Source organism: Streptomyces sp. NPDC052012 (assembly GCF_040689265.1).
Classification (GTDB): Bacteria; Actinomycetota; Actinomycetes; order Streptomycetales; family Streptomycetaceae; genus Streptomyces.
This window is the reverse complement of record NZ_JBFAXA010000028.1, coordinates 45,300-66,508: the sequence shown is the minus strand read 5'-3', so window position 1 is coordinate 66,508 and position 21,209 is coordinate 45,300. Positions and strand designations below refer to the sequence as shown.

The 21,209-nt window shown below is 72.5% G+C and carries 16 protein-coding genes; 13 read left to right on the top strand and 3 right to left on the bottom strand.

The features are described 5' to 3' along the window. The first annotated feature begins 114 nt into the window (after positions 1-114). Together purN and purH are read left to right on the top strand one after the other, a co-directional pair. Positions 115-729 (top strand): phosphoribosylglycinamide formyltransferase, encoded by a 615-nt coding sequence (purN, locus tag AB0412_RS31215; protein WP_366405951.1) that lies wholly within the window; start codon positions 115-117, stop codon positions 727-729. Continuing rightward, positions 726-2,288, top strand: coding sequence for a bifunctional phosphoribosylaminoimidazolecarboxamide formyltransferase/IMP cyclohydrolase (purH, locus tag AB0412_RS31210; RefSeq protein WP_366405950.1), 1,563 nt, complete (start codon positions 726-728; stop codon positions 2,286-2,288). Before purN ends, purH begins: the two co-directional genes overlap by 4 nt. Before the next feature lie 8 nt (positions 2,289-2,296). Here purH and AB0412_RS31205 read toward each other — a convergent pair whose 3' ends face one another. Further along, on the bottom strand, positions 2,297-3,874 hold the full coding sequence (locus AB0412_RS31205) for a protein kinase (RefSeq protein WP_366405949.1): 1,578 nt from the start codon (positions 3,872-3,874) through the stop codon (positions 2,297-2,299). A 234-nt stretch (positions 3,875-4,108) separates the two neighbouring features. Next, positions 4,109-4,705 carry a hypothetical protein gene (locus tag AB0412_RS31200; RefSeq protein ID WP_366405948.1) on the bottom strand — a complete coding sequence of 199 codons (597 nt, stop codon included), beginning with the start codon at positions 4,703-4,705 and terminating at the stop codon, positions 4,109-4,111. A 295-nt stretch (positions 4,706-5,000) separates the two neighbouring features. Between AB0412_RS31200 and AB0412_RS31195 the strand changes: the two genes are divergently transcribed. The 4 genes from AB0412_RS31195 to AB0412_RS31180 all read left to right on the top strand — a co-directional run bounded on the left by AB0412_RS31195 (position 5,001) and on the right by AB0412_RS31180 (position 9,573). Continuing rightward, positions 5,001-5,855 carry a bifunctional methylenetetrahydrofolate dehydrogenase/methenyltetrahydrofolate cyclohydrolase gene (locus tag AB0412_RS31195; RefSeq protein ID WP_366405947.1) on the top strand — a complete coding sequence of 285 codons (855 nt, stop codon included), beginning with the start codon at positions 5,001-5,003 and terminating at the stop codon, positions 5,853-5,855. Next, complete coding sequence (locus tag AB0412_RS31190) at positions 5,845-6,480, top strand: DUF3017 domain-containing protein (RefSeq protein ID WP_366405946.1); 636 nt, start codon at positions 5,845-5,847, stop codon at positions 6,478-6,480. Before AB0412_RS31195 ends, AB0412_RS31190 begins: the two co-directional genes overlap by 11 nt. Positions 6,481-7,041: 561 nt before the next feature. After that, positions 7,042-8,184, top strand: a complete 1,143-nt coding sequence (locus AB0412_RS31185; RefSeq protein ID WP_366405945.1) for a DUF2690 domain-containing protein — start codon at positions 7,042-7,044, stop codon at positions 8,182-8,184. 399 nt (positions 8,185-8,583) lie between these two features. Next, entirely contained in the window at positions 8,584-9,573 is a 990-nt protein-coding gene (locus tag AB0412_RS31180; RefSeq protein WP_366405944.1) for a malate dehydrogenase, read from the top strand. Between the two features lie 60 nt (positions 9,574-9,633). On the opposite strand, the gene AB0412_RS31175 is transcribed toward AB0412_RS31180, so the two are convergent. After that, a complete protein-coding gene (locus AB0412_RS31175; protein WP_366405943.1) occupies positions 9,634-10,566 on the bottom strand; it encodes a helix-turn-helix domain-containing GNAT family N-acetyltransferase in 933 nt (310 codons plus the stop codon). A gap of 163 nt (positions 10,567-10,729) precedes the next feature. On the opposite strand from AB0412_RS31175, the gene AB0412_RS31170 reads away from it, so the two are divergent. From AB0412_RS31170 to AB0412_RS31140, 7 genes are all read left to right on the top strand, one after another. Then, on the top strand, positions 10,730-12,511 hold the full coding sequence (locus AB0412_RS31170) for a hypothetical protein (RefSeq protein ID WP_366405942.1): 1,782 nt from the start codon (positions 10,730-10,732) through the stop codon (positions 12,509-12,511). Next, entirely contained in the window at positions 12,498-12,860 is a 363-nt protein-coding gene (locus tag AB0412_RS31165; protein WP_366405941.1) for a hypothetical protein, read from the top strand. The genes AB0412_RS31170 and AB0412_RS31165 overlap by 14 nt, the downstream gene beginning before the upstream one ends. An 840-nt stretch (positions 12,861-13,700) precedes the next feature. After that, positions 13,701-14,396: a hypothetical protein gene (locus AB0412_RS31160; RefSeq protein WP_366405940.1), complete on the top strand. Its 696-nt coding sequence runs from the start codon at positions 13,701-13,703 to the stop codon at positions 14,394-14,396. A 206-nt stretch (positions 14,397-14,602) separates the two neighbouring features. After that, on the top strand, positions 14,603-16,123 hold the full coding sequence (locus tag AB0412_RS31155) for an aldehyde dehydrogenase family protein (protein WP_366405939.1): 1,521 nt from the start codon (positions 14,603-14,605) through the stop codon (positions 16,121-16,123). Positions 16,124-16,618: 495 nt separating this feature from the next. Then, the gene (locus AB0412_RS31150; protein WP_366405938.1) at positions 16,619-18,148 is read left to right on the top strand and encodes a GMC oxidoreductase; all 1,530 of its coding nucleotides are present in this window, start codon (positions 16,619-16,621) and stop codon (positions 18,146-18,148) included. Beyond that, positions 18,148-19,260, top strand: coding sequence for a betaine/proline/choline family ABC transporter ATP-binding protein (locus tag AB0412_RS31145; protein ID WP_366405937.1), 1,113 nt, complete (start codon positions 18,148-18,150; stop codon positions 19,258-19,260). Before AB0412_RS31150 ends, AB0412_RS31145 begins: the two co-directional genes overlap by 1 nt. Further along, positions 19,260-21,209 carry an ABC transporter permease subunit gene (locus AB0412_RS31140; protein ID WP_366405936.1) on the top strand — a complete coding sequence of 650 codons (1,950 nt, stop codon included), beginning with the start codon at positions 19,260-19,262 and terminating at the stop codon, positions 21,207-21,209. The genes AB0412_RS31145 and AB0412_RS31140 overlap by 1 nt, the downstream gene beginning before the upstream one ends.

The window sequence follows — 21,209 nt, the reverse complement described above, 5'->3', positions numbered from 1 at the left end:
CTGGTGTGCCGGTATCGTTGCTGACGGTCGGCCGCTTCGTAGGCTTCCCCGTATCCGAGGGCCCGAAGCATTCGTACGACTCTACAAAGACGCTCTCCGAGAAAGGGCTCCACCGTGGCCAAGCGCCTCGTCGTGCTGGTCTCCGGCTCCGGCACCAACCTCCAGGCGCTCCTCGACGAGATCGCCGCCACCGGCGCCGAGGCGTACGGCGCCGAGATCGTGGCCGTCGGCGCCGACCGCGAGGGCATCGAGGGGCTGGCCCGCGCCGAGCGCGCCGGGCTGCCGACCTTCGTCTGCAAGGTCAAGGACCACCCGACCCGCGAGGAGTGGGACGCCGCCCTCGCCGAGGCCGTCGCCGCGTACGAGCCCGACCTGGTCGTCTCCGCCGGGTTCATGAAGATCGTGGGCAAGGAGTTCCTGGCCCGCTTCGGCGGCCGGTTCGTCAACACCCACCCCGCGCTCCTCCCCAGTTTTCCCGGCGCCCACGGCGTCCGCGACGCGCTCGCGTACGGCGCCAAGGTCACCGGCTGCACCGTCCACTTCGTCGACGACGGCGTCGACACCGGGCCGATCATCGCGCAGGGCGTGGTGGAGGTCCGGGACGAGGACGACGAGAGCGCTCTGCACGAGCGCATCAAGGAAGTCGAGCGAAGGCTGCTCGTCGAGGTCGTGGGGCGGCTCGCCCGCAACGGCTATCGCATTGAGGGACGAAAGGTAGTTATCCAGTGACCGCCGAGAGCAACAAGCGGGCCATCCGACGGGCGCTCGTCAGCGTCTACGACAAGACGGGTCTGGAGGACCTCGCCCGCGGTCTGCACGAGGCCGGCGTCGAGCTGGTCTCCACCGGCTCCACGGCCGCGAAGATCGCCGCCACCGGCGTCCCGGTCACCAAGGTCGAGGAGCTCACCGGGTTCCCCGAGTGCCTGGACGGCCGGGTCAAGACACTGCACCCGAAGGTCCACGCCGGCATCCTCGCCGACCTGCGGCTGGCCGACCACCAGCAGCAGCTGAAGGACCTCGGCGTCGAGCCGTTCGACCTGGTCGTCGTCAACCTCTACCCGTTCCGGGAGACCGTCGCCTCCGGTGCGACGCCCGACGAGTGCGTGGAGCAGATCGACATCGGCGGCCCCTCCATGGTGCGCGCCGCCGCCAAGAACCACCCCTCCGTCGCCGTCGTCACCAGCCCCGCCCGCTACGCCGACGTCCTCGCCGCGGTCCGCGAGGGCGGCTTCGACCTCACCACCCGCAAGCGGCTCGCCGCGGAGGCCTTCCAGCACACGGCCGCGTACGACGTCGCCGTCGCGAGCTGGTTCGCCTCCGAGTACGCCCCGGTCGACGACTCGCAGTTCCCCGACTTCCTCGGCGCCACCTGGACGCGCGAGAACACCCTGCGCTACGGCGAGAACCCGCACCAGCCCGCCGCGCTGTACGTCTCCGGCACCGGCGGCCTCGCCGAGGCTGAGCAGCTGCACGGCAAGGAGATGTCCTACAACAACTACACGGACACCGACGCCGCGCTGCGTGCCGCGTACGACCACGCCGAGCCGGCCGTCGCGATCATCAAGCACGCCAACCCGTGCGGCATCGCGATCGGCGCGGACGTCGCCGAGGCGCACCGCAAGGCGCACGCCTGCGACCCGCTGTCCGCGTTCGGCGGTGTGATCGCGGTCAACCGTCCGGTGTCCAAGGAGATGGCCGAGCAGGTCGCGGAGATCTTCACCGAGGTCATCGTCGCCCCCGGCTACGAGGACGGCGCGCTGGAGGCCCTCACCAAGAAGAAGAACATCCGCGTGCTGCGCGTCGCCGGCGGTCCCACCGCCCCCGTCGAGGTCAAGCCGATCGACGGCGGTGCGCTGCTCCAGGTCGCCGACCGGCTCCAGGCCGAGGGCGACGACCCGGCCAACTGGACGCTCGCGACCGGTGAGGCCCTGTCCGAGGCGGAGCTGGCCGAGCTGGCCTTCGCCTGGAAGGCCTGCCGCGCGGTGAAGTCCAACGCGATCCTGCTCGCCAAGGACGGCGCCTCCGTCGGCGTCGGCATGGGCCAGGTCAACCGCGTCGACTCCGCCAAGCTGGCGGTGGAGCGCGCGGGCGCCGAGCGCGCGCAGGGGGCGTACGCCGCCTCCGACGCGTTCTTCCCCTTCCCCGACGGCCTGGAGATCCTCACCGAGGCCGGAGTGAAGGCCGTGGTGCAGCCCGGCGGTTCGGTCCGTGACGAGCAGGTCGTCGAGGCCGCGAAGAAGGCCGGCGTGACGATGTACTTCACCGGCACGCGGCACTTCTTCCACTGACGACGGGCTCACTTCTCACCCGGCGGTGTGTACTCCTTCAGATAGTGGGCGACACGGTTCGCGTAGTCGCGGTACTTCGGGGGCACACCGCCGGCGTCGTTCACCTTCCGGTACGACGTCCGGTAGGCGGCGGCGAGCAGCACCCGGCGGTCCCCGGGCAGGCCGGACTCCAGCCGGGGCGCGATCCAGCACAGGTAGCGGCCCATCGCCGGGATGGACTCGGCGGGCGGGAACGGCGGTTCGGGGACGGTCTCACCGGGAGTGCCGTCCTCGTTCATCCACCAGCGCAGCACCTTCGGGGTCCAGCGGGCGATGCCGTACTCGTCCTTGGCCGGGTCGGAGAGATTCGGGTCGAAGTTGCTCTCCACCTTCAGCATCGCGGCGATCAGCGCCGGGGTGACCCCCTCGCGTCCGCAGTCGTGCGCGGTCTCCACGATCAGCAGCCGGTACGCGGACGGCACGCCGCGGTCGGTGCGCAGCTCGTCCGCGCCGTAGGAGGCGGCCGAGCCGGCCCGCGCGGCGCCCCCGGCCGGCGGCGCGTCCCCGGCCCAGACGCTGATGCCGTACCCGAGGGCGGCCATGGCGGTGGTGGCGGCCACCGCGGCGGCGACGGCGACGCGCCGGGACCGCGCGGGAAACGGGCGCCGGGGCCCGGGCACCCGCTTGCGCGACCGGAACGGCCCGCGTCCCGTGGACCCGGCCGCCGTGCGCACCCGCCGCAGCAGCGCCTCCGCACCGATCCGGCCGGCGTGGGTCCTGGCCAGGCAGGCGCGCACGATCTCCCGCCAGGCGTCCGGCAGTTCGGGCGAGAGCCGCAGGGTGTCCGTCCCGCGCGCGTACGCGACGGCCGCGTCACGGCGGACCGCCGGAGTGGCGCCGGGCAGCGGGAAGGCGCCGGTGAGCACGAGATGGGCGAGGACGCCGAAGGCCCACACGTCGGCGGACGGCCGGATCCGGCGGCCCCGTTCGCCGATCTCGGACCACAGCAGCTCGGGAGGGGTGTAGTCGGGGGTGGAGAAGGCGGGCGTGTAGGCGTGGGTGCCCTCCAGCTCGGCGGCCATGTTGAAGTCCGCGAGCCGCACCGAACCGTCCGCCATCAGCAGCACGTTGGCCGGCTTCAGGTCCCCGTGCACCCACCCCGCCCGATGCAGCTGGACCAGCCCCTCGCACACCTGCTCCAGCAGCGCGGGACCGCAGCCGGGCGGCCGGGGCGAGGCGGCGAGCAGGCCCGCCAGAGACCGCTCCGCCCTCTCCAGCACCAGCACGGTCGCACCGTCCAGTTCCGGCCGCCCCGGATCGTCGACGGTGAGCGTCTCGTACATCCGGATCAGCCGGGGCCGCCGCAGCCGCCGCAGCAACGCGACCTCGCGCTCGACCAGTTCCCGCAGATGCGTCAGCCGGCGGGGCGTACCGGTGCCGGTCGGCAGGAACTTGAGCGCCGCCACCCGGGGCAGCGCCTCGTCGCCCTCCCCGACGCGTCTCGCGGCGTACACGCTGCCGAACGCCCCGGTGGCGATCGGCTCGCGCACCTCCCACCCGCCGATCCGGTACCCCTTGGGCACCGTCACGGCGTAGGCCTCGGTCACTCCTCGTCCCCCGTGGTCGGCGGAGGTACGGCGATGATGCGATACAAGGTGCGTCTCCCCGTGCCCGACGTCTCCCCGTGCCCGACGACTCCCCGGGCCCAGACTAGGGCGACGCACCAGGGCCGTGTCCCCCTCGAACGGGTGAGACACGGCCCTGTGACGTGATTGGCGAGAAACGCGCGAGAAAGGCGTCCGGACGAGAAGCGCGCCCGTACCCGCGCGTGGCCGACCGGCTCAGTACTGCGGCCGGTTGAACCAGTAGCCGCCGTTCTTGTTGGCGCAGAACACGATGATCAGGATGCCGAGGATCAGGCTGATCAGGGCGAAGACGTTGGCGCCGAGCAGGCTGATCACGCTGAACAGCACGACGATCGAGGCGTAGACGATCGAGGAGACGCGCACACCGCCGCGGCCCTTGGAGAACTTGGCGGCGTTGAGGATCCCCCAGACGGCGAAGCCCAGGACGATCACACCGAAAAAGATCATGACGCCCGCGCCGATGCTGGCGACGGTGTCCGCGTCTTCCGTGGAGATGCTCGGGTCGGAGGAGACGGCGTCCTCGAAGTAGTCGGCGAACCAGGCGCTGGCGGCCATCATCGCGACACCGCCGATGGCCTGGCAGATGCCGAGCACGTACAGCATCACGCGGGCTGCCTTCACCGTGCCGGGCATCTCCGCCGGGCCGCCCGGCATGCCGCCGTAGGGCTGCATCGGCGGGGCCGAGGGGTAACCGTAACCGGGCTGACCGGGCTGCTGGGGGTAGCCGTAGCCGGGCTGACCGGGCTGCTGGGGCGGCTGCCCGTAGGGGTTGTTCGGGTCGCCGAAACTCATGGCGGTTGTTCCTCCGTTGTCGCTCAGGTGCGGGGACGACGCGAGCCACGGCTCGGAGGAAGTTCTACAGATGCGGTCCGTCCCCCCGGTTCTGCCCGCGGCACTGTGCGACTCATCGTTCTTGACCGGTCTCTTGCTTGTCCAGCCGCAGGCCGTATGTGTTGTGCAAGTGCAACATCTCTGATCTTGGTCGGATACGGGCGGAACGTGATCGCCCTCGCGATCGCGACGTCACGGCCGCCCGTCATCCGGGCGGATTGGAACCAGGGCCCGGTCATCCGGGAGGATGGGGGCCATGACCGCCCAGATTCTCGATGGCAAGGCCACCGCAGCCGCGATCAAGTCCGATCTGACCGCCCGCGTGGCGGCGCTGAAGGAGAAGGGCGTCACGCCCGGCCTCGGCACGATCCTCGTCGGGGACGACCCCGGCAGCCAGAAGTACGTCGCCGGCAAGCACCGCGACTGCGCCCAGGTCGGCATCGCCTCCATCCAGCGCGAACTTCCGGCCACGGCCACGCAGGAGGAGATCGAGGCGGTGGTGCGGGAACTCAACGAGGACCCCGCCTGCACCGGTTACATCGTCCAGCTGCCGCTGCCGAAGGGCATCGACGAGAACCGGATCCTCGAACTGATGGACCCGGACAAGGACGCCGACGGGCTCCACCCCATGAACCTGGGCCGCCTGGTCCTGAACGAGCCGGCCCCGCTGCCCTGCACCCCGAACGGCGTCCTCACCCTGCTGCGCCGCTACGGCGTCGAGATCAAGGGCGCGGAGGTCGTGGTCGTCGGCCGCGGGGTGACCATCGGCCGCCCGATGCCGCTGCTGCTGACGCGGCGCAGCGAGAACGCCACCGTGACCCAGTGCCACACCGGCACGCGTGATCTGTCCGCCCACCTCAAGCGCGCGGACATCATCGTCGCCGCGGCGGGCAGCGCTCACCTGATCCGCGCGGAGGACGTCAAGCCGGGTGCCGCCGTGCTGGACGTCGGCGTCTCGCGCAGCGCCGAGGGCAAGATCGTGGGCGACGTCCACCCCGACGTGGCCGAGGTGGCCGGCTGGATCTCCCCGAACCCCGGCGGTGTCGGCCCGATGACCCGGGCCCAGCTGCTGGTCAACGTGGTCGAGGCGGCGGAGCGCAGTGCCGGCTGAGCAGGACACCCCGCGCACGCGGCAGCGGCCCGGCCCGGCACAGCCGACTGGCGAGGAGGCCACACGGTCCGAGGAAGCCCCCCGGCCCGGCACCGAGGCGCAGGCCGACGCCACCGAGTCCACCGAGGTCTCCGAGACGCGGGCCGGCGGTGAGGGCGCCGGTGGTGACGAAGCCGGCGAGGGCATCACCGTCCGGGACCCCGTCAGTGCGCCTGATGCCGAGGGCACGCCGCGACGTACGACGCGTCGGTTCCCGCTGTTCACCCGGGACACCGCGCGCCCCGAGGGCGGTGGCCGGGCGGCGCCCGGTGACGCCCCCGCGCCCGCCCGCCAGTGGCCGATCCTCGCCGTGCTGCTCACGGTCGGTCTCGGGCTGCTGCTGACCGCGCTGGACGTGTTCCGCTGGGGCACCCTGCTGATCGGCGCGGCCCTGCTGACCGGCGCGGCACTGCGCTGGCTGGTGCCGGACGTGGGCATGCTCGCGGTGCGCTCCCGCTTCACCGACATCGTCACGTACGGCGTCCTGGGCTCGGCGATCGTGCTGCTCGCGCTGATGATGCAGCCGGACCCGCTGCTCGAGCTTCCGTTCCTGAAGGACACGCTCCACTTCACGGTCAGCGGCTAGACCGGGTCCTCCGTGGACGAACGGCGGCCCGTCCTCACCCCCGTGGAAGGACGGGCCGCCGCCGGGAACAACCCTCCTGCACGGTGAAGTGCCTGTTCAACGCCTGTCCGGCCGCTGTGGCACGGAAGTGACCGTTCCGCTACGTCCCCCGGAATCCTCGGACAGAGCCGGGATCTTCCTTCGGTGGGATGAGCGTGACGGCAGTTTTTTACGTGTTCGTACATGTGGTTGCTGTGTGTCGATGTATTGACAAGTTCGCGGATTTGCCCGGAAGTGGTTCGTCGGCGGGGCTAGCGTGGACATTCGGGACGGTCCGGGGTGTCCCACGCACATGTGCCGGGTTGTGTTCGGCGGAGGGGGAGAGCGGTGGGACACTGGACCGCAAGCGAGGGGGCGTGCGACGGTGCACGCCCGCGGCCCTGATGCTCCCGTGCGCCCCCACCCCGGGAACTGAGATCCTTACTGGCGGCATCCCTGTGGGTAACCAGAACGAGGACTCGGCCAAGGGCACCATGCGCGAGGAACGAAACAGCACGAACCGGGGGGAAGAGGGGGGAAGCAATGCCTCGTTGGAAGGCCTTGCCGGATGAGCTCGATCCGCAGATCAGGGAGTTCACGAGCCAGCTCAGGCGGGTCGTGGACCGCAGTGGCCTGAGCGTCGCGTCCGTTTCGGACCGCACGGGCTACAGCAAGACGTCCTGGGAGCGGTATCTCAACGGCCGGCTGCTCGCACCGAAGGGCGCGATCGTGGCCCTGGCCGAGGTCACCGGGACCAACCCGGTGCACCTGACGACGATGTGGGAGCTCGCCGAGCGCGCCTGGAGCCGCTCGGAGATGCGCCACGACATGACGATGGAGGCGATCCGGATCTCGCAGGCGCGCGCCGCGCTCAGCGAGCTCGCCGGGCCGTCGACCGGGAGCAAGGCGCGCAAGGGCGCCGCGCCGAGACCGGGGGTCGCCGGGCCGGCCGGGGTCGCACCGAGCGTGCCGCCGCAGCCGAGCGCCTCGGACGTCAGCGCCTCCGGCAAGACCCGGCAGGAGGGCTCCTCCGGGGCGAACTCCTGGGGTGTCTCCGGCGGCTACGCGGGATCCTCGCCGCAGGCCCGCCCCGGTGCCGCCGGCCCCGCCACCCCGCCCAGGCCCGACGGACGCGCGGCCGCCGTGCCGCCCCGGGGCTCGGCGAACCAGAACCGCTCCGGCGGCTCGGGCGGCAAGGGCAAGCGGCGGACGGGGACGTTCCTCGCGGGTGCCGTGGGCGTCCTGGTGGTGATCGCCGCCGCGTTCTACGTCACGGGGGGCGACGACAAGAAGACGACCGGCACCGACCGGTCCCCGTCGCCGACCGTCACCACCGACGCCAACCTGCCCGCCGGGGTCAAGTGCAGCGGCGACAGCTGCACCGGCAAGGACGCCGAGGCCATGGGCTGCAGCGGCGACCTGGTGACCACGGCGCAGACGGCGACCGTCGGCACCGCCACCGTGGAGGTCCGCTACAGCGAGACCTGCGGCGCCGCGTGGGGCCGTATCACGCAGGCCGCGGAGGGGGACAAGGTCGAGATCACCGCGGGCAAGGCGAAGGAGAGCGACACCATCACCGAGACCGGTGACACGGTGACGTACACCGCGATGGTGGCGGTCGAGAGCGAGTCCGGCGCGAAGGCCTGCGCGGTGCTCGCCTCCGGCGAGGAGGGCTGCACGGAGTGAGGCGGGCCGGGGCGCGGTCCCCGGCCTTTCACGCCCCCGTTCCCTGTCCCGGGCCCGGTCCGCGACCGGTACCCGGGACCAATTCGTGCGGGATCCGTGAGGACAGGCATGACCGGCCGGAAGACGGGCACGCGAAACGTACCCCCACGGGAGTCCGGCACGGTCGGTCCCCGACGGCGGCCGCCTCAGTCCCCCCTCTCCCGGACGGGCGGCCGCCTTTTCGTGCGTCCGGCCGGGTACGTCCCGGTCACTCTGTGGGGCGGGCCACAGGGAGCCCGGCCGTCCCACATGCCGGATGCGCGATAGCCTGACCGCTGGATGGATCTCTTGATACCAAGAGATCGATCAAACGTAGCGGGGCAGGGACGCCCCACCGCCAGCTGTCATACGGAGAACGCCATGACCCGCACTCCCGTGAACGTCACCGTCACCGGCGCGGCCGGCCAGATCGGTTACGCCCTGCTCTTCCGCATCGCCTCCGGCCAGCTGCTCGGCGCGGACGTGCCGGTCAAGCTGCGCCTGCTGGAGATCACCCCGGCGCTGAAGGCGGCCGAGGGCACGGCCATGGAGCTGGACGACTGCGCGTTCCCGCTGCTCCAGGGCATCGACATCACGGACGACCCCAACGTGGCCTTCGACGGCGCCAACGTCGCCCTCCTCGTGGGCGCCCGCCCGCGCACCAAGGGCATGGAGCGCGGCGACCTCCTCGAGGCCAACGGCGGCATCTTCAAGCCGCAGGGCCAGGCCATCAACGCCCACGCCGCGGACGACATCCGTGTCCTGGTCGTCGGCAACCCGGCCAACACCAACGCGCTGATCGCCCAGGCCGCCGCCCCGGACGTACCGGCGGAGCGCTTCACCGCGATGACCCGCCTGGACCACAACCGCGCGCTGACCCAGCTGTCGAAGAAGACCGGCGTCCCGGTCTCCGAGATCAAGAAGCTCACGATCTGGGGCAACCACTCCGCGACCCAGTACCCGGACATCTTCCACGCCACGGTCGCCGGGAAGAACGCGGCCGAGGTCGTCAACGACGAGAAGTGGCTGGCCGAGGACTTCATCCCGACCGTCGCCAAGCGCGGCGCCGCGATCATCGAGGCCCGCGGGGCGTCCTCGGCGGCGTCCGCCGCGAACGCCGCCATCGACCACATCTACTCGTGGGTCAACGGCACCCCCGAGGGCGACTGGGTCTCCATGGGCATCCCGTCGGACGGCTCCTACGGCGTCCCCGAGGGCCTGATCTCGTCCTTCCCGGTCACCTGCAAGGACGGCAAGTACGAGATCGTCCAGGGCCTGGAGATCAACGAGTTCTCGCGTGCGCGCATCGACGCGTCCGTGCAGGAGCTCGCGGAGGAGCGCGAGGCGGTCCGCGGCCTCGGCCTCATCTGATCCCACCCCGCTCGGGCATGGGCCCCGCACCGGTTCCGGCCGGTGCGGGGCCCGTCGTTTCTACCCCTGCTTCCGCTCGATGCCGTTCCGGGGCGTGAGCCGTTTCTCGAACCAGTGGCTGGCGTAGACGTGTTCCGCGTAGGCCGGGATCTCCGTGTAGCCGCACGACCGGTACATCTCCTGCGCCTCCGTGAGGCTCGCGTGGGTGTCGAGGCGGACGACCGGCCAGTCGCGGTGCAGGGCCTCGTGTTCCAGCGCTTCGAGGATGCGGCGGGCCAGGCCCAGGCGACGGGCCACGGGGTGGACCCAGACGTGCTTGATCTCGCCCACGCCGGGCGCCAGGCGGCGCAGTGCCCCGCAGCCGACCGGGCGGTCCTCCTCGTACGCGACGAACAAGGCGCCCGCCTCGCCCGAGACCTCGTCCGGGGTGACCAGGTCCGCGCGGTCGAAGCCCTCCGGGAAGCGGGCGGCGAGCTCGTCGGCGTAGGCGTCCAGACAGGTGCGGGCATCCGGGGCGTGGCCGTCCACGCGCTCGATCGTGATCGCCGCCAGGCGCAGGAGGCGGTCCGCCGTCGTCATCGCCTCGGTGAGACGGGTCCGCTGGCCGGGGTCCAGGCCCCGCAGGACGCCGGCGGCGAGGGCGTCGGCCCGGCGGTTCTGTTCCTCGACCTCCACGCGTCCGGCCGGGGTCAGGCAGACCATGCGCAGCCGGTTGTCCTGCGGGTGCGCGGTCAGCCGCACCATGCCCTGGTCCTGGAGCCGCTTGGTCATCCGGCTCAGATACCCGGCGTCCAGGCCGAGCCGGGTGCGCAGCTCCCGCAGGGAGACGCCCTCCGGTGCGTCCGCCGAGGCGATCTCGAAGAGGAGGCGTGCCTCGCCGAGCGGGCGGTCCTGGCCGAGGTAGTGATCGTTCAGCACCCCGATGCGGCGGGTGAAGGAGCGGTTGAAGCGGCGGAAGGCCGCCACCTGCTCCGTCGACACTGACTTCGTCATTCTTTGACTTTAGTCAAAGGTCTCGAGGTATGGCCAGAGGTTGACCGGGATCACAGGGGTCCGCGCTTGACATTCCGGTTTCCCCGGGTCTCGCACCTCCCTTATGCTGATGGGCCATCAATTCGCCTGTCACAGCAGACGCTTGCGCATCGGGGGACTCGGAGTGAGCACCGCACACGTGCCGCAGCAACCGCACCACTTGCCGGACGCCACCCAGGCGCCGGGCGAGCCCCCGCCCACCCCGCCGTACGCCAGTGAGGCGACGCGGCTGCTGTGCGCGGGCGCGTATCTGAACCCCGCCTACCGCGACCGCGTGATCGAGGAGCTGTACCTGAACGAGCAGCGGGTGGTGGCGCCCTCGCTGGGCTTCGACGCCGCCCGCGTCCTCGCGCACGCGCTGCGCGCCCGGCGGCAGGAGCTGCTGTGGTCCGCCGCGATCCTCGGGCTGTGGGTGGTCGGCATGCCGCTGAGCGGCTGGCTGCTCGCGGGCCTGGTGTGGCCGAGCCTGCTCCTCGCGCTCGCTCCGTGGATCAGGGGGCGGGGCGCGCGACAGCCCCTGTACCGGCTGTTCGCCGCGTTCCTCGCACGCTGGTGGGGCCGCGTGATGTTCGCGTTCTGGCTTTTCCTCGTCGTGAGCGTGGCCTTCGGGGCCGACGGGGAGGACGGCTCCGGGTCGGCGTACGGCGACCCCTACGGTTCCTACGATCCCTACGGCTCCGGGGACGGGTTCGGATCGTCCGACGCCGGTGAGCTCCTGGCGCCGTTCGCCGATCTGTTCGCCGAGGTCGTCGAGCCGTGGCAGGCCTGGTTCGCGATCGCCGTCTTCGTGCTGATCGCGCTGTGCGAGGCGGCGCGGCGCGGGCAGTTCGCGCGGGTGCTCGCCGCGGAACTCTCCCCGCGGCAGTTCCCGGACGTGGCGAACGACCCCGCGGAACAGGTGGAGGGGCTGCGCTTCCGACGGCTGACGGGCCTGATCCGACGCGAGCAGCACGCCCCGCTGATCATGTACAACGAGGCCGGGCCGTTCTGCGGGGCGGGCGCGCCGTACGACACTTGGGTGCTCGCGGTCGAGCTCAGGCCGGACGAGGACAAGAAGCAGCAGCCGATCAACAACCGGGCGATCCTCGACCGGATCCGGCCCATGCTCGAACAGCTCCGGATCCCCGCCGCCTACGCGGGCACGGCCGTACGCGACCGGCTGCGGCGGCTGGAGATCGACGAGTGCGTGTTCCTGCCCGTCGAGGGCCTGACGGGCCGGGACCAGGCGCCTTACGCGCCCGAGCAGTTCGAGCAGCACCGGCTGCGGTCGGTGGAGGAGGGCGGGGAGAAGCGGCGGCACTTCCTGCGCGTGCGCGTCGGCGGCTGGGAGGAGGAACTGGTCGTCACCGTCTACGTCCGCATCCACACCCAGGGCCGGATGCTCATGCTGGAGGTCGCCCCGCATGTGCTGACCCCGGTGGTCGCCGAGTTCAAGGACGCGGACCGCACCGCGCACCGGTTCCGCACCAGCAGTGCCTTCGGCAAGGCCGTCGCCGCCGTGGTGCTGGTGCCGGGCTCCGCCGGGCGGGCGCTCGTCACCCTCGGCCGGGGCGCGGTGTACGGGTGGCGGCTGCTGATCGGCGGGCAGGCGAGCGCGCTGCCCGAGGGCCCGTCGCTGTCCGTGCGGGAACTGGCTTCGGTGGACACGGGGTCCACCTTCCAGGAGATGGACGTGGCCCGGTATCTGCGCAGCGTTCAGGACCGCATCGGGCGCGGAGTGCGGCTCGCGCTGTCCGAAGCCGGGTACGAGACCGGTGAGTTCGTCCAGAAGATCGTCAACATCAGCAACGGCGCCGTGCACATCGACCGGGTCGAGGGGTCCACCTTCGCCATCGGCGAGCACGCCAGCGCCACCAGCGGCGGCCCCGGGTCGCAGAAGGGAACCGCGAGCCATGGCAAGCGATGAGCCGAACGTCCGGATCGGGGATGTCTCGGGCAGCACCTTCGCCATCGGCAGCCACGCGCGCGCGGAGAGCCACCACCACGGCGGGCCCGCACAACGCGACGAGGCGGCCGAGGAGTTGCTGCGAGCGGTGCGTGAACTGCGGGCGGACCTGTCGAGCGGCCGGGTGCGGCAGAGCGAGCAGACGGCGGAGCTCGACGCGGCGCTCGCGGACACGGAGGAGGAGATCAACCGCACCGGCGCGGCCGGCCCGAGCCGGCTGCAGAGACTCCGGGACCTCCTCACGGACGCCCAGGCGCTGACGGCCCTGCTGGCCTCCGCGGGCACCGTGGCGGGGCTGCTCGGGATGTGACGCGGGTGGGAACATCACGGGTGAGGTGACGGAGGCGAGGGGGATCTGATGGGCACGGGCACCGGACCGCTGTACTGGAACGAGGAGACCCAGCGGTGGGAGGAGGCGGGTGACTCGGCGTCCGGGGGCGGCCAGGGGGCCGGTGGGCCGGGTCCAGGGCCTGTCGAGGACGGCGGGGCGAGTGGGCCCCAGGGCGGGCCGCCCGCGAGCCCGGACGGGGCACGGGCTGCCGGTGCGGGGGCGCCCGAAGACGACAGCCCGGCCACCGACGCCCGCCCGCCCCGCTCCCATGCGCCCGGCTCCCATGCCGATGCGGGTGCCGGTGCCAGGGCGGATGTCGCGTCCGGTGCGGATTCCGGGGGCAGCCGGTCCGGTCCCGGAGCAGCGGGTGCCGCCGGGGCGGACGAGGGCGGGGGCGGTCGGTCCGCCTCGGGGGCCGGGGGTGACGGTGGCCCGGGCCTGTGGCCCGCTGCGTCGCCGGCGCCGGGAGGCCCGGGGGCGCCGCGGAGCGGCAGCGCCGCGGATGCCCATGGGGGGCAGTCCGTCTCACCGGCTGTCGGCGATGCCGGGCCGGCCGCGGTTGCGCCGCCGCTGCATCCCGATCTCGCCCACTCGCCCACCCTCACCGGGATTCAGGGGCCCGGCGGCGCGCCGGGTGCCGGGTCCTGGCCGGGTTCCGGGGCGCCGGCCCCCGGGCCCGGTCACCCGCCGCCCGGGCCCGATCACTCGCCGCCCGGGCTCGGCTATCCGTCCGGGCCCGGCTACCCGTCCGGGCCCGGCTATCCGCCGCCCGGTGTTCCCGGGCCCGGGTCGGGCGGTCGGGCCCGCAGGGTCTGGGCCGTGGTGGGAGGTGCCGCCGCGGTCGGTGTGGTCGTGGGGCTGGTCGTGACGCTGGTCGTCAGAGACGGTGAAGGGCCGCAGGGGCGGGCCGACGACGGCAACGCGTCGGTCTCCGCGAGCGCGTCGCGGACGCCCGGCGACGCCGGCTCCGGGTCGGCCGCGGACCCCGGGGCGCAGGAGACCCCCTCCGGCTCGCCGTCCGCCCTGAACAGCGATCTTCCCGCCGGATTCGAGTCGTACGCCGATCCCGAGGGCTTCACCATCGCCCGCCCCGCGGGGTGGACCCGCTCCACCGTGCCCTCGCAGTTCGGCATGGACGTGGTCCACTACCGCAGCCCGGACGGCGAGCGGCGGCTCCAGGTGTTCGAGGTGTCGGAGGCGTCCCCGGACGCGTCGCACGAGCTGTTCCTGTCCGACGCCGTGCCGAAGGCCCCCGGATTCACCGAGCTCTCCCTGGAGAACCTGGACGACGGCGACTTCACGGGCTCCCGGCTGGAGTACCTCGCCGACTCGATCAAGGGCGAGCCCGACGTCGGCACCTGGCATGTCGTCGACGAACGCTTCGAGGCCGCGGACGGAAAGCTGTACGCGGTCGCCGCCTACGGAGCGGACGCCGACGGCCGGGACGACGAACGGGAGCTGCTGCGGACGGCGCTGAGCGTGTTCTGCCCGCCGTCCACCACCTGCGGCGGCTGACCTGCCACCGGGGCGGCACGTCTCGTCACCACACGCTCACGGCCTGGGTTCTTTCTTCCGTCATGTCCGTATTGTCCGTGACGCGGGGCACGTTCGGCGGGAAATCGCGCATGCATGCGGGGCCGAGGGGCAGGAGCACCCGGTCCCGTGGGTGACACCTGTGTGACACACGGGCGTTGAACAGGAACGGAAGGCAGTAACCGATCATGGCGGACAGTACGGAACTTCAGGCGCGCGACACCATCCATGCGGGGGGCGAGTGGCGGGCGGCCGTCTCGGGGGCCACACGCGAGATTCTCGACCCCGCGGACGCGCTGCCGTTCGCCGTGGTCGCGGAGGGCGACGAGAAGGACACCGACCTCGCGGTGGCCGCCGCACGGCGTGCCTTCGACGAGGGCCCCTGGCCGCACACGCCGGCCGCTGAGCGGGCCGCGCTGCTGCGCCGCGTCGCCGGACTCCTCGTGCGGGACCGGGAGAAGCTGGGCCTGCTGGAGAGCCGGGACGCCGGCAAGACGGTGGAGGAGGGGCGCGTCGACATCGACTGTGTCGCCGACGCCTTCCGCTACTTCGCCGACCTGATCGCGGCCGAGGCGCCCGGCCGGGTGGTCGACGCGGGGTCGAGCGACATCCACAGCGTCGTCGTGCACGAGCCCGTCGGCGTGTGCGCGATGATCACGCCCTGGAACTATCCGCTGCTCCAGGCCAGTTGGAAGATCGCGCCCGCGCTGGCCGCGGGCAACACCTTCGTGATCAAGCCGAGCGAGATCACTCCGCTGACGACCGTCGCGCTCATCGACCTGCTGGTCGAGGCCGGTCTCCCGGCCGGGGTCGCCAACATCGTCACCGGTCCCGGCCACACGGTCGGTGCCCGGCTCGCCGAGCACCCCGACGTCGACCTGGTCTCCTTCACCGGCGGACTGGTCAGCGGCGTCAAGGTCGCCCAGGCCGCCGCGCCGAGCGTGAAGAAGGTCGCCCTCGAACTGGGCGGCAAGAACCCCAACGTCGTCTTCGCCGACGCCTGCGCCACCGAGGAGGGCTTCGACACGGCCGTCGACCAGGCCCTCAACGCGGCGTTCATCCACAGCGGGCAGGTCTGCTCCGCGGGCGCGCGGCTCATCGTCGAGGAGTCGGTGCGCGAGCGCTTCGTCGCCGAACTCGCCCGCAGGGCCGAGAAGATCCGCCTCGGACGCGGCACGGCGGAGGGTGTCGAGTGCGGGCCCCTGGTCTCCGAGCAGCAGCGCGCCAAGGTGGAGGCGTACGTCGCCTCCGCGCTGTCGGAGGGCGCGGTGCTGCGGGCCGGCGGCAGACGGCCCGAGCCGTCCGCCGAGCGGCCCGAGGGCGGCTACTTCTACGAGCCGACCGTGCTCGACCACTGCCACCGCGAGATGCGGGTCGTGCGCGAGGAGGTCTTCGGGCCGGTGCTCACCGTCGAGACGTTCCGCACCGAGGACGAGGCCGTCGCGCTCGCCAACGACACGGAGTACGGGCTGGCCGGCGCGGTGTGGACCGCCGACGCCGGGCGCGCCCGGCGCGTGGCCGCACGGCTGCGCCACGGCACCGTGTGGATCAACGACTTCCACCCCTACCTCCCCCAGGCGGAGTGGGGCGGCTTCGGCAAGAGCGGAGTGGGCCGCGAACTGGGTCCCGCCGGCCTCGCCGAGTACCGCGAGACCAAGCACGTGTACCAGAACCTCGCGCCGAAGCCGGTGCGCTGGTTCGCGGGCTGAGCCGCGACGGCGGGTGGCGCGGAGCGCGGGAGCGCGGGTGCCGGTCGTCCCCGTGGTGCCGGGCTCGCGGCGCCCTCGGTGCGCGCCGACGCCGGTGCCGATCGCTGCCTGGGTGCTGCGGTGACCGCCGCGGCACCGGACCAGGCGTGGCGGGTGAACGTCGTGGCCCCGGACGGGTGGTGACGGTGAACGTCGTAGCCCCGGACCGGGTGGAGGCCGCCGCCGTAGCCCTGGGCGGGCGGTGGCAGCGAGCGCCGTAGCGCCGGGACCGGGAGTCCTGGGCGAACGCTGGAACGTGGGCCGGGAGTTGCGCCGGACACCGCACTCCCCGGACCCGGACCACGAACCCCGGACCCCGGCCCTCTCCGCCCCGACCCCCTGCCCCGCCCTTCCCCGAGCCGCCTGCACCCGGCCTCGCCCCGCTGTGACTCGACAACCCAGCAAGCCCAGGAATCCGATCCACCCCGATCTCAAGTCCCCAGAGGAGTACCTCCCATGCCCGAGCACACCCGAGAATTCGACTACGTCGTCATCGGCGGCGGCACCGCAGGCTCCGTCATCGCCTCCCGGCTCACCGAGAACCCGGACGTGACCGTCGCCGTCATCGAGGGCGGCCCGAGTGACGTGGGCCGGGACGACGTGCTGACGCTGCGGCGCTGGATGGGCCTGCTCGGCGGCGAGCTGGACTACGACTACCCAACCACCGAGCAGCCGCGCGGCAACTCGCACATCCGGCACAGCCGGGCCCGTGTCCTCGGCGGCTGCTCCTCGCACAACACGCTCATCGCGTTCAAGCCGCTGCCGTCCGACTGGGACGAGTGGGAGGAAGCCGGTGCCAAGGGCTGGGGCGCCGTGCAGATGGAGGCGTACTACGCGCGGCTGAAGAACAACATCGTCCCGGTCGACGAGAAGGACCGCAACGCCATCGCCCGTGACTTCGTGGACGCCGCGCAGGCCGCCCTCGGAGTGCCGCGCATCGAGGGCTTCAACCGGAAGCCGTTCAACGAGGGCGTCGGCTTCTTCGACCTGGCCTACCACCCCGAGAACAACAAGCGGTCGTCGGCCTCCGTGGCGTATCTGCACCCCGTGATGGACGAGCGGGCCAACCTCACGATCATGCTGGAGACCTGGGCGTACAAGCTCCAGCTGAACGGCACCCGCGCCGAGGGCGTCCAGGTGCGCACCAAGGGCGGCGAGGAGATCCTGGTGCGGGCGCGCAACGAGGTCGTGCTGTGCGCCGGCGCCGTCGACTCGCCCCGGCTGCTGCTGCACTCCGGTATCGGTCCCAGGGCCGATCTCGAAGCCCTCGGCATACCCGTGGTGCACGACCTGCCCGGTGTCGGCGAGAACCTGCTCGACCACCCCGAGTCGGTGATCGTGTGGGAGACGAACGGACCCATCCCGGAGAACTCCGCGATGGACTCCGACGCCGGCCTGTTCGTGCGCCGCGACCCCGAACACGCGGGCCCCGACCTGATGTTCCACTTCTACCAGATCCCGTTCACGGACAACCCCGAGCGACTGGGCTACCAGCGGCCCGAGTTCGGCGTCTCCATGACCCCGAACATCCCCAAGCCGAAGAGCCGCGGCCGGCTCTACCTCACCAGCGCCGACCCCGAGGTCAAGCCCGCGCTGGACTTCCGCTACTTCACCGACGAGGACGACTACGACGGCCGCACCCTCGTCGACGGCATCCGCATCGCCCGTGAGATCGCCAGGAGCGAGCCGCTGGCCGGCTGGCTCAAGCGCGAGGTGGCCCCCGGCCCGCACGTCACCGGCGACGAGGAGCTCAGCGAGTACGCCCGCAAGGTCGCCCACACCGTCTACCACCCCGCGGGCACCTGCAAGATGGGCGCCGCCACCGACGAACTCGCCGTGGTCGACCCGGAGCTGCGCATCCGCGGCCTGAAGGGCATCCGCATCGCCGACGCCTCCGTCTTCCCGACGATGACCGCGGTCAACCCGATGATCGGCGTACTGATGGTCGGGGAGCGAGCCGTCGACCTGATCGGTGGTGATGCGTGATGGGTACCGCCGCACAGACCACGACCACCGCCACCGCCGTCACCGGGGCCGCCACCGCCACCGAGGGCTCGGCCCCCGTCTTCTCCGTCGACGGCCTGTGGAAGGTCTTCGGCCCGAAGGCCGGCCGGATCCCCGGCGACCCCGAGCTCACCGCACTCGACCCGGCCGAGCTGCGCTCCCGCACCGGCTGCACGGCCGCCGTCCGGGACGTCTCCTTCGACGTCCGCAAGGGCGAGGTCTTCGTCGTCATGGGCCTGTCCGGTTCCGGCAAGTCCACGCTGGTCCGCTGCCTCACCCGCCTCATCGAGCCGACCGCGGGCACCATCGCCATCGACGGCGAGGACGTCCGCGCCATGGACAGGACACGGCTGCGCGAGCTGCGCCGGCACCGCGCCGCCATGGTCTTCCAGCACTTCGGCCTGCTCCCGCACCGCACCGTCCTCGACAACGTGGCCTACGGCCTCGAGATCCAGGGCGTCGGCAGGGCCGAGCGGCGCGCCAAGGCCGCCGAGGTGGTCGCCAAGGTCGGCCTGGAGGGCATGGAGCAGCGCCGGCCCGCCCAGCTGTCCGGCGGGCAGCGCCAGCGCGTGGGACTCGCCCGCGCCCTCGCCGTCGACCCGGAAGTCCTCCTCTTCGACGAGCCGTTCAGCGCGCTCGACCCCCTCATCCGGCGCGACATGCAGGAGGAGGTGGTCCGGCTGCACCGCGAGGAGGGCCGCACGATGGTCTTCATCACCCATGACCTCAGCGAGGCGCTCAAGCTGGGCGACCGCATCGCCCTGATGCGCGACGGCCGTGTGGTCCAGCTCGGCACGCCCGAGGAGATCGTGGGTTCGCCCGCCGACGACTACGTCCGCGAGTTCGTCCGTGACGTCCCGCGCGAGCAGGTCATGACGGTCCGTACGGCCATGCGCCCCGCCACGTCGGCGGACGAGGCGGGCACCGGCCCGGCCGTCCGCCCCGAGGCGACGGTCTCGGAGGCCATCGAGGCAGTCGCCCGCGCGGGCAGCCCGGCCCGGGTGATGGAGCAGGGCCGCTGCCTGGGAGTGGTCGACGCGGACGCGTTGCTCGCCGTAGTGGCGGGCACGGCGGCCGGCGAGGAGCCGGTCTGATGGCAACGATCACCGCGACGACCCAGAAGACGTCCCCGCCGGGCATCCTGAAGAACCGGGCCGCCCGCAAGCTCCTCGCGCTCGCCCTCATCGCCGCGATCCTCGTCCCCCTCGCAGCGACCCGCTGGTCCACCGGCACCTGGCCCGACGCCCTCACCGTCGACGTCTCCGGCCCCCTCGCCACCACCAGCGACTGGATCATCGACAACCGCGACTCCCACCCGCTCTTCCTCTACTTCTTCGGCCACGTCAGCAACGCCGTCGTCATCGCCGTACGCGCCGTCTACCTCGCCCTCCTCGCCGTCGGATGGGCGGGAGTGACCGCCGTCGCGGGGCTCGTCGCCTGGCGCGTCGCCGGCGTCCGCCTCGCGCTCGGAACCTCCGCCGCGTTCCTCGCCTGCGGCCTGCTCGGCATGTGGGTGCCGACCATGCAGACGCTCGCGCTGATGGTCGTGGCCGTCGCCGCGTCCGTCCTCGTCGGCGCGCTGCTGGGACTCGCCGCGGGACTGTCCGACCGTATGGACCGCGTCCTGCGGCCGGTGCTTGACACCATGCAGGTCCTGCCCGCGTTCGCCTACCTCCTGCCCGTCGTCCTGGTCTTCGGCATCGGCGTGCCCGCGGCGGTCCTCGCCACCGTCGTCTACGCCGCCCCGCCGATGGCCCGGCTGACCTCGCTCGGGCTGCGCGGCGCCGACAAGGAGGTGCTGGAGGCGGTCGAGTCGCTCGGCGCCACCGCGCGTCAGCGGCTGCTGACCGCCCGCATCCCGCTGGCCCGCAAGGAACTCCTCCTCGGCCTCAACCAGACGATCATGATGGCGCTGTCGATGGCGGTCATCGCCTCCGTCATCGGCGCCGGCGGTCTCGGCGACCGCGTCTACCAGGCGCTGGCCTCCGTCGACGTGGGCGCCGCGCTCGCGGCCGGTGTCCCGATCGTGCTGCTCGCCGTCGTCCTCGACCGCGTGACCGGCGCGGCAGGCGCGCGGCTCGGACAGGCGCCCGCGCAGGGCGCCCGTGTGCTGTGGCTGTCCGCCCTGGCCGCGGCGGTCGCCGTCGCGGTCGCCGGACGCCTCGCGGGCCGGCTGGAGTGGCCCGCCGGCTGGATCGTCGGCATCGCCGAGCCGGTCAACCGGGCCGTCGACTGGATGACCGCCCACCTGTACTCGGGCGTGCCCGTGATCGGCGGCACCGCCGACTGGGCGGCCCGCTTCACGACCTGGGTGCTCGACCCGCTGCGCGACGGACTGCAGTGGCTGCCGTGGTGGTCGGTGCTGCTCGCCGTCGCCGCCCTGGCCTGGCTCATCGGCACCTGGCGCACCGCGCTGACCGCCGTCCTCGCCATGGCCGCGATCGGTGTGCTCGGCGTGTGGGACCAGTCCCTCGACACGCTCTCCCAGGTCCTCGCGGCCGTCGCGGTCACCCTCGTCATCGGCTTCGCGACCGGCATCGCGGCCGCCCGCAGCGACCGCGTCGAGCGCCTGCTGCGTCCGGTCCTGGACGTCTTCCAGACGATGCCGCAGTTCGTGTATCTGATCCCGGTCGTCGCGCTGTTCGGGGTGGGCCGCGCCCCGGCCGTCGCCGCCGCGATCGTCTACGCACTGCCCGCCGTCGTCCGCATCACCACCCAGGGACTGCGCCAGGTCGACCCGGCCGCGCTGGAGTCCGCCCGCTCGCTCGGGGCGACCAGCGGCCAGCAGCTGCGCCAGGTCCAGCTGCCGCTGGCCCGGCCGGCGCTGCTGCTCGCCGTGAACCAGGGCGTGGTGCTGGTCCTCGCCGTCGTCATCATCGGCGGCCTGGTCGGCGGCGGAGCGCTCGGCTACGACGTCGTCTTCGGCCTCGCCCAGGGCGACCTGGCGACCGGACTGGTGGCCGGCGCCGCGATCGTCTGCCTGGGACTGATGCTCGACCGGGTGACCCAGCCCACCGAACGCCGCGCGAAGAAGGGAGCGTGA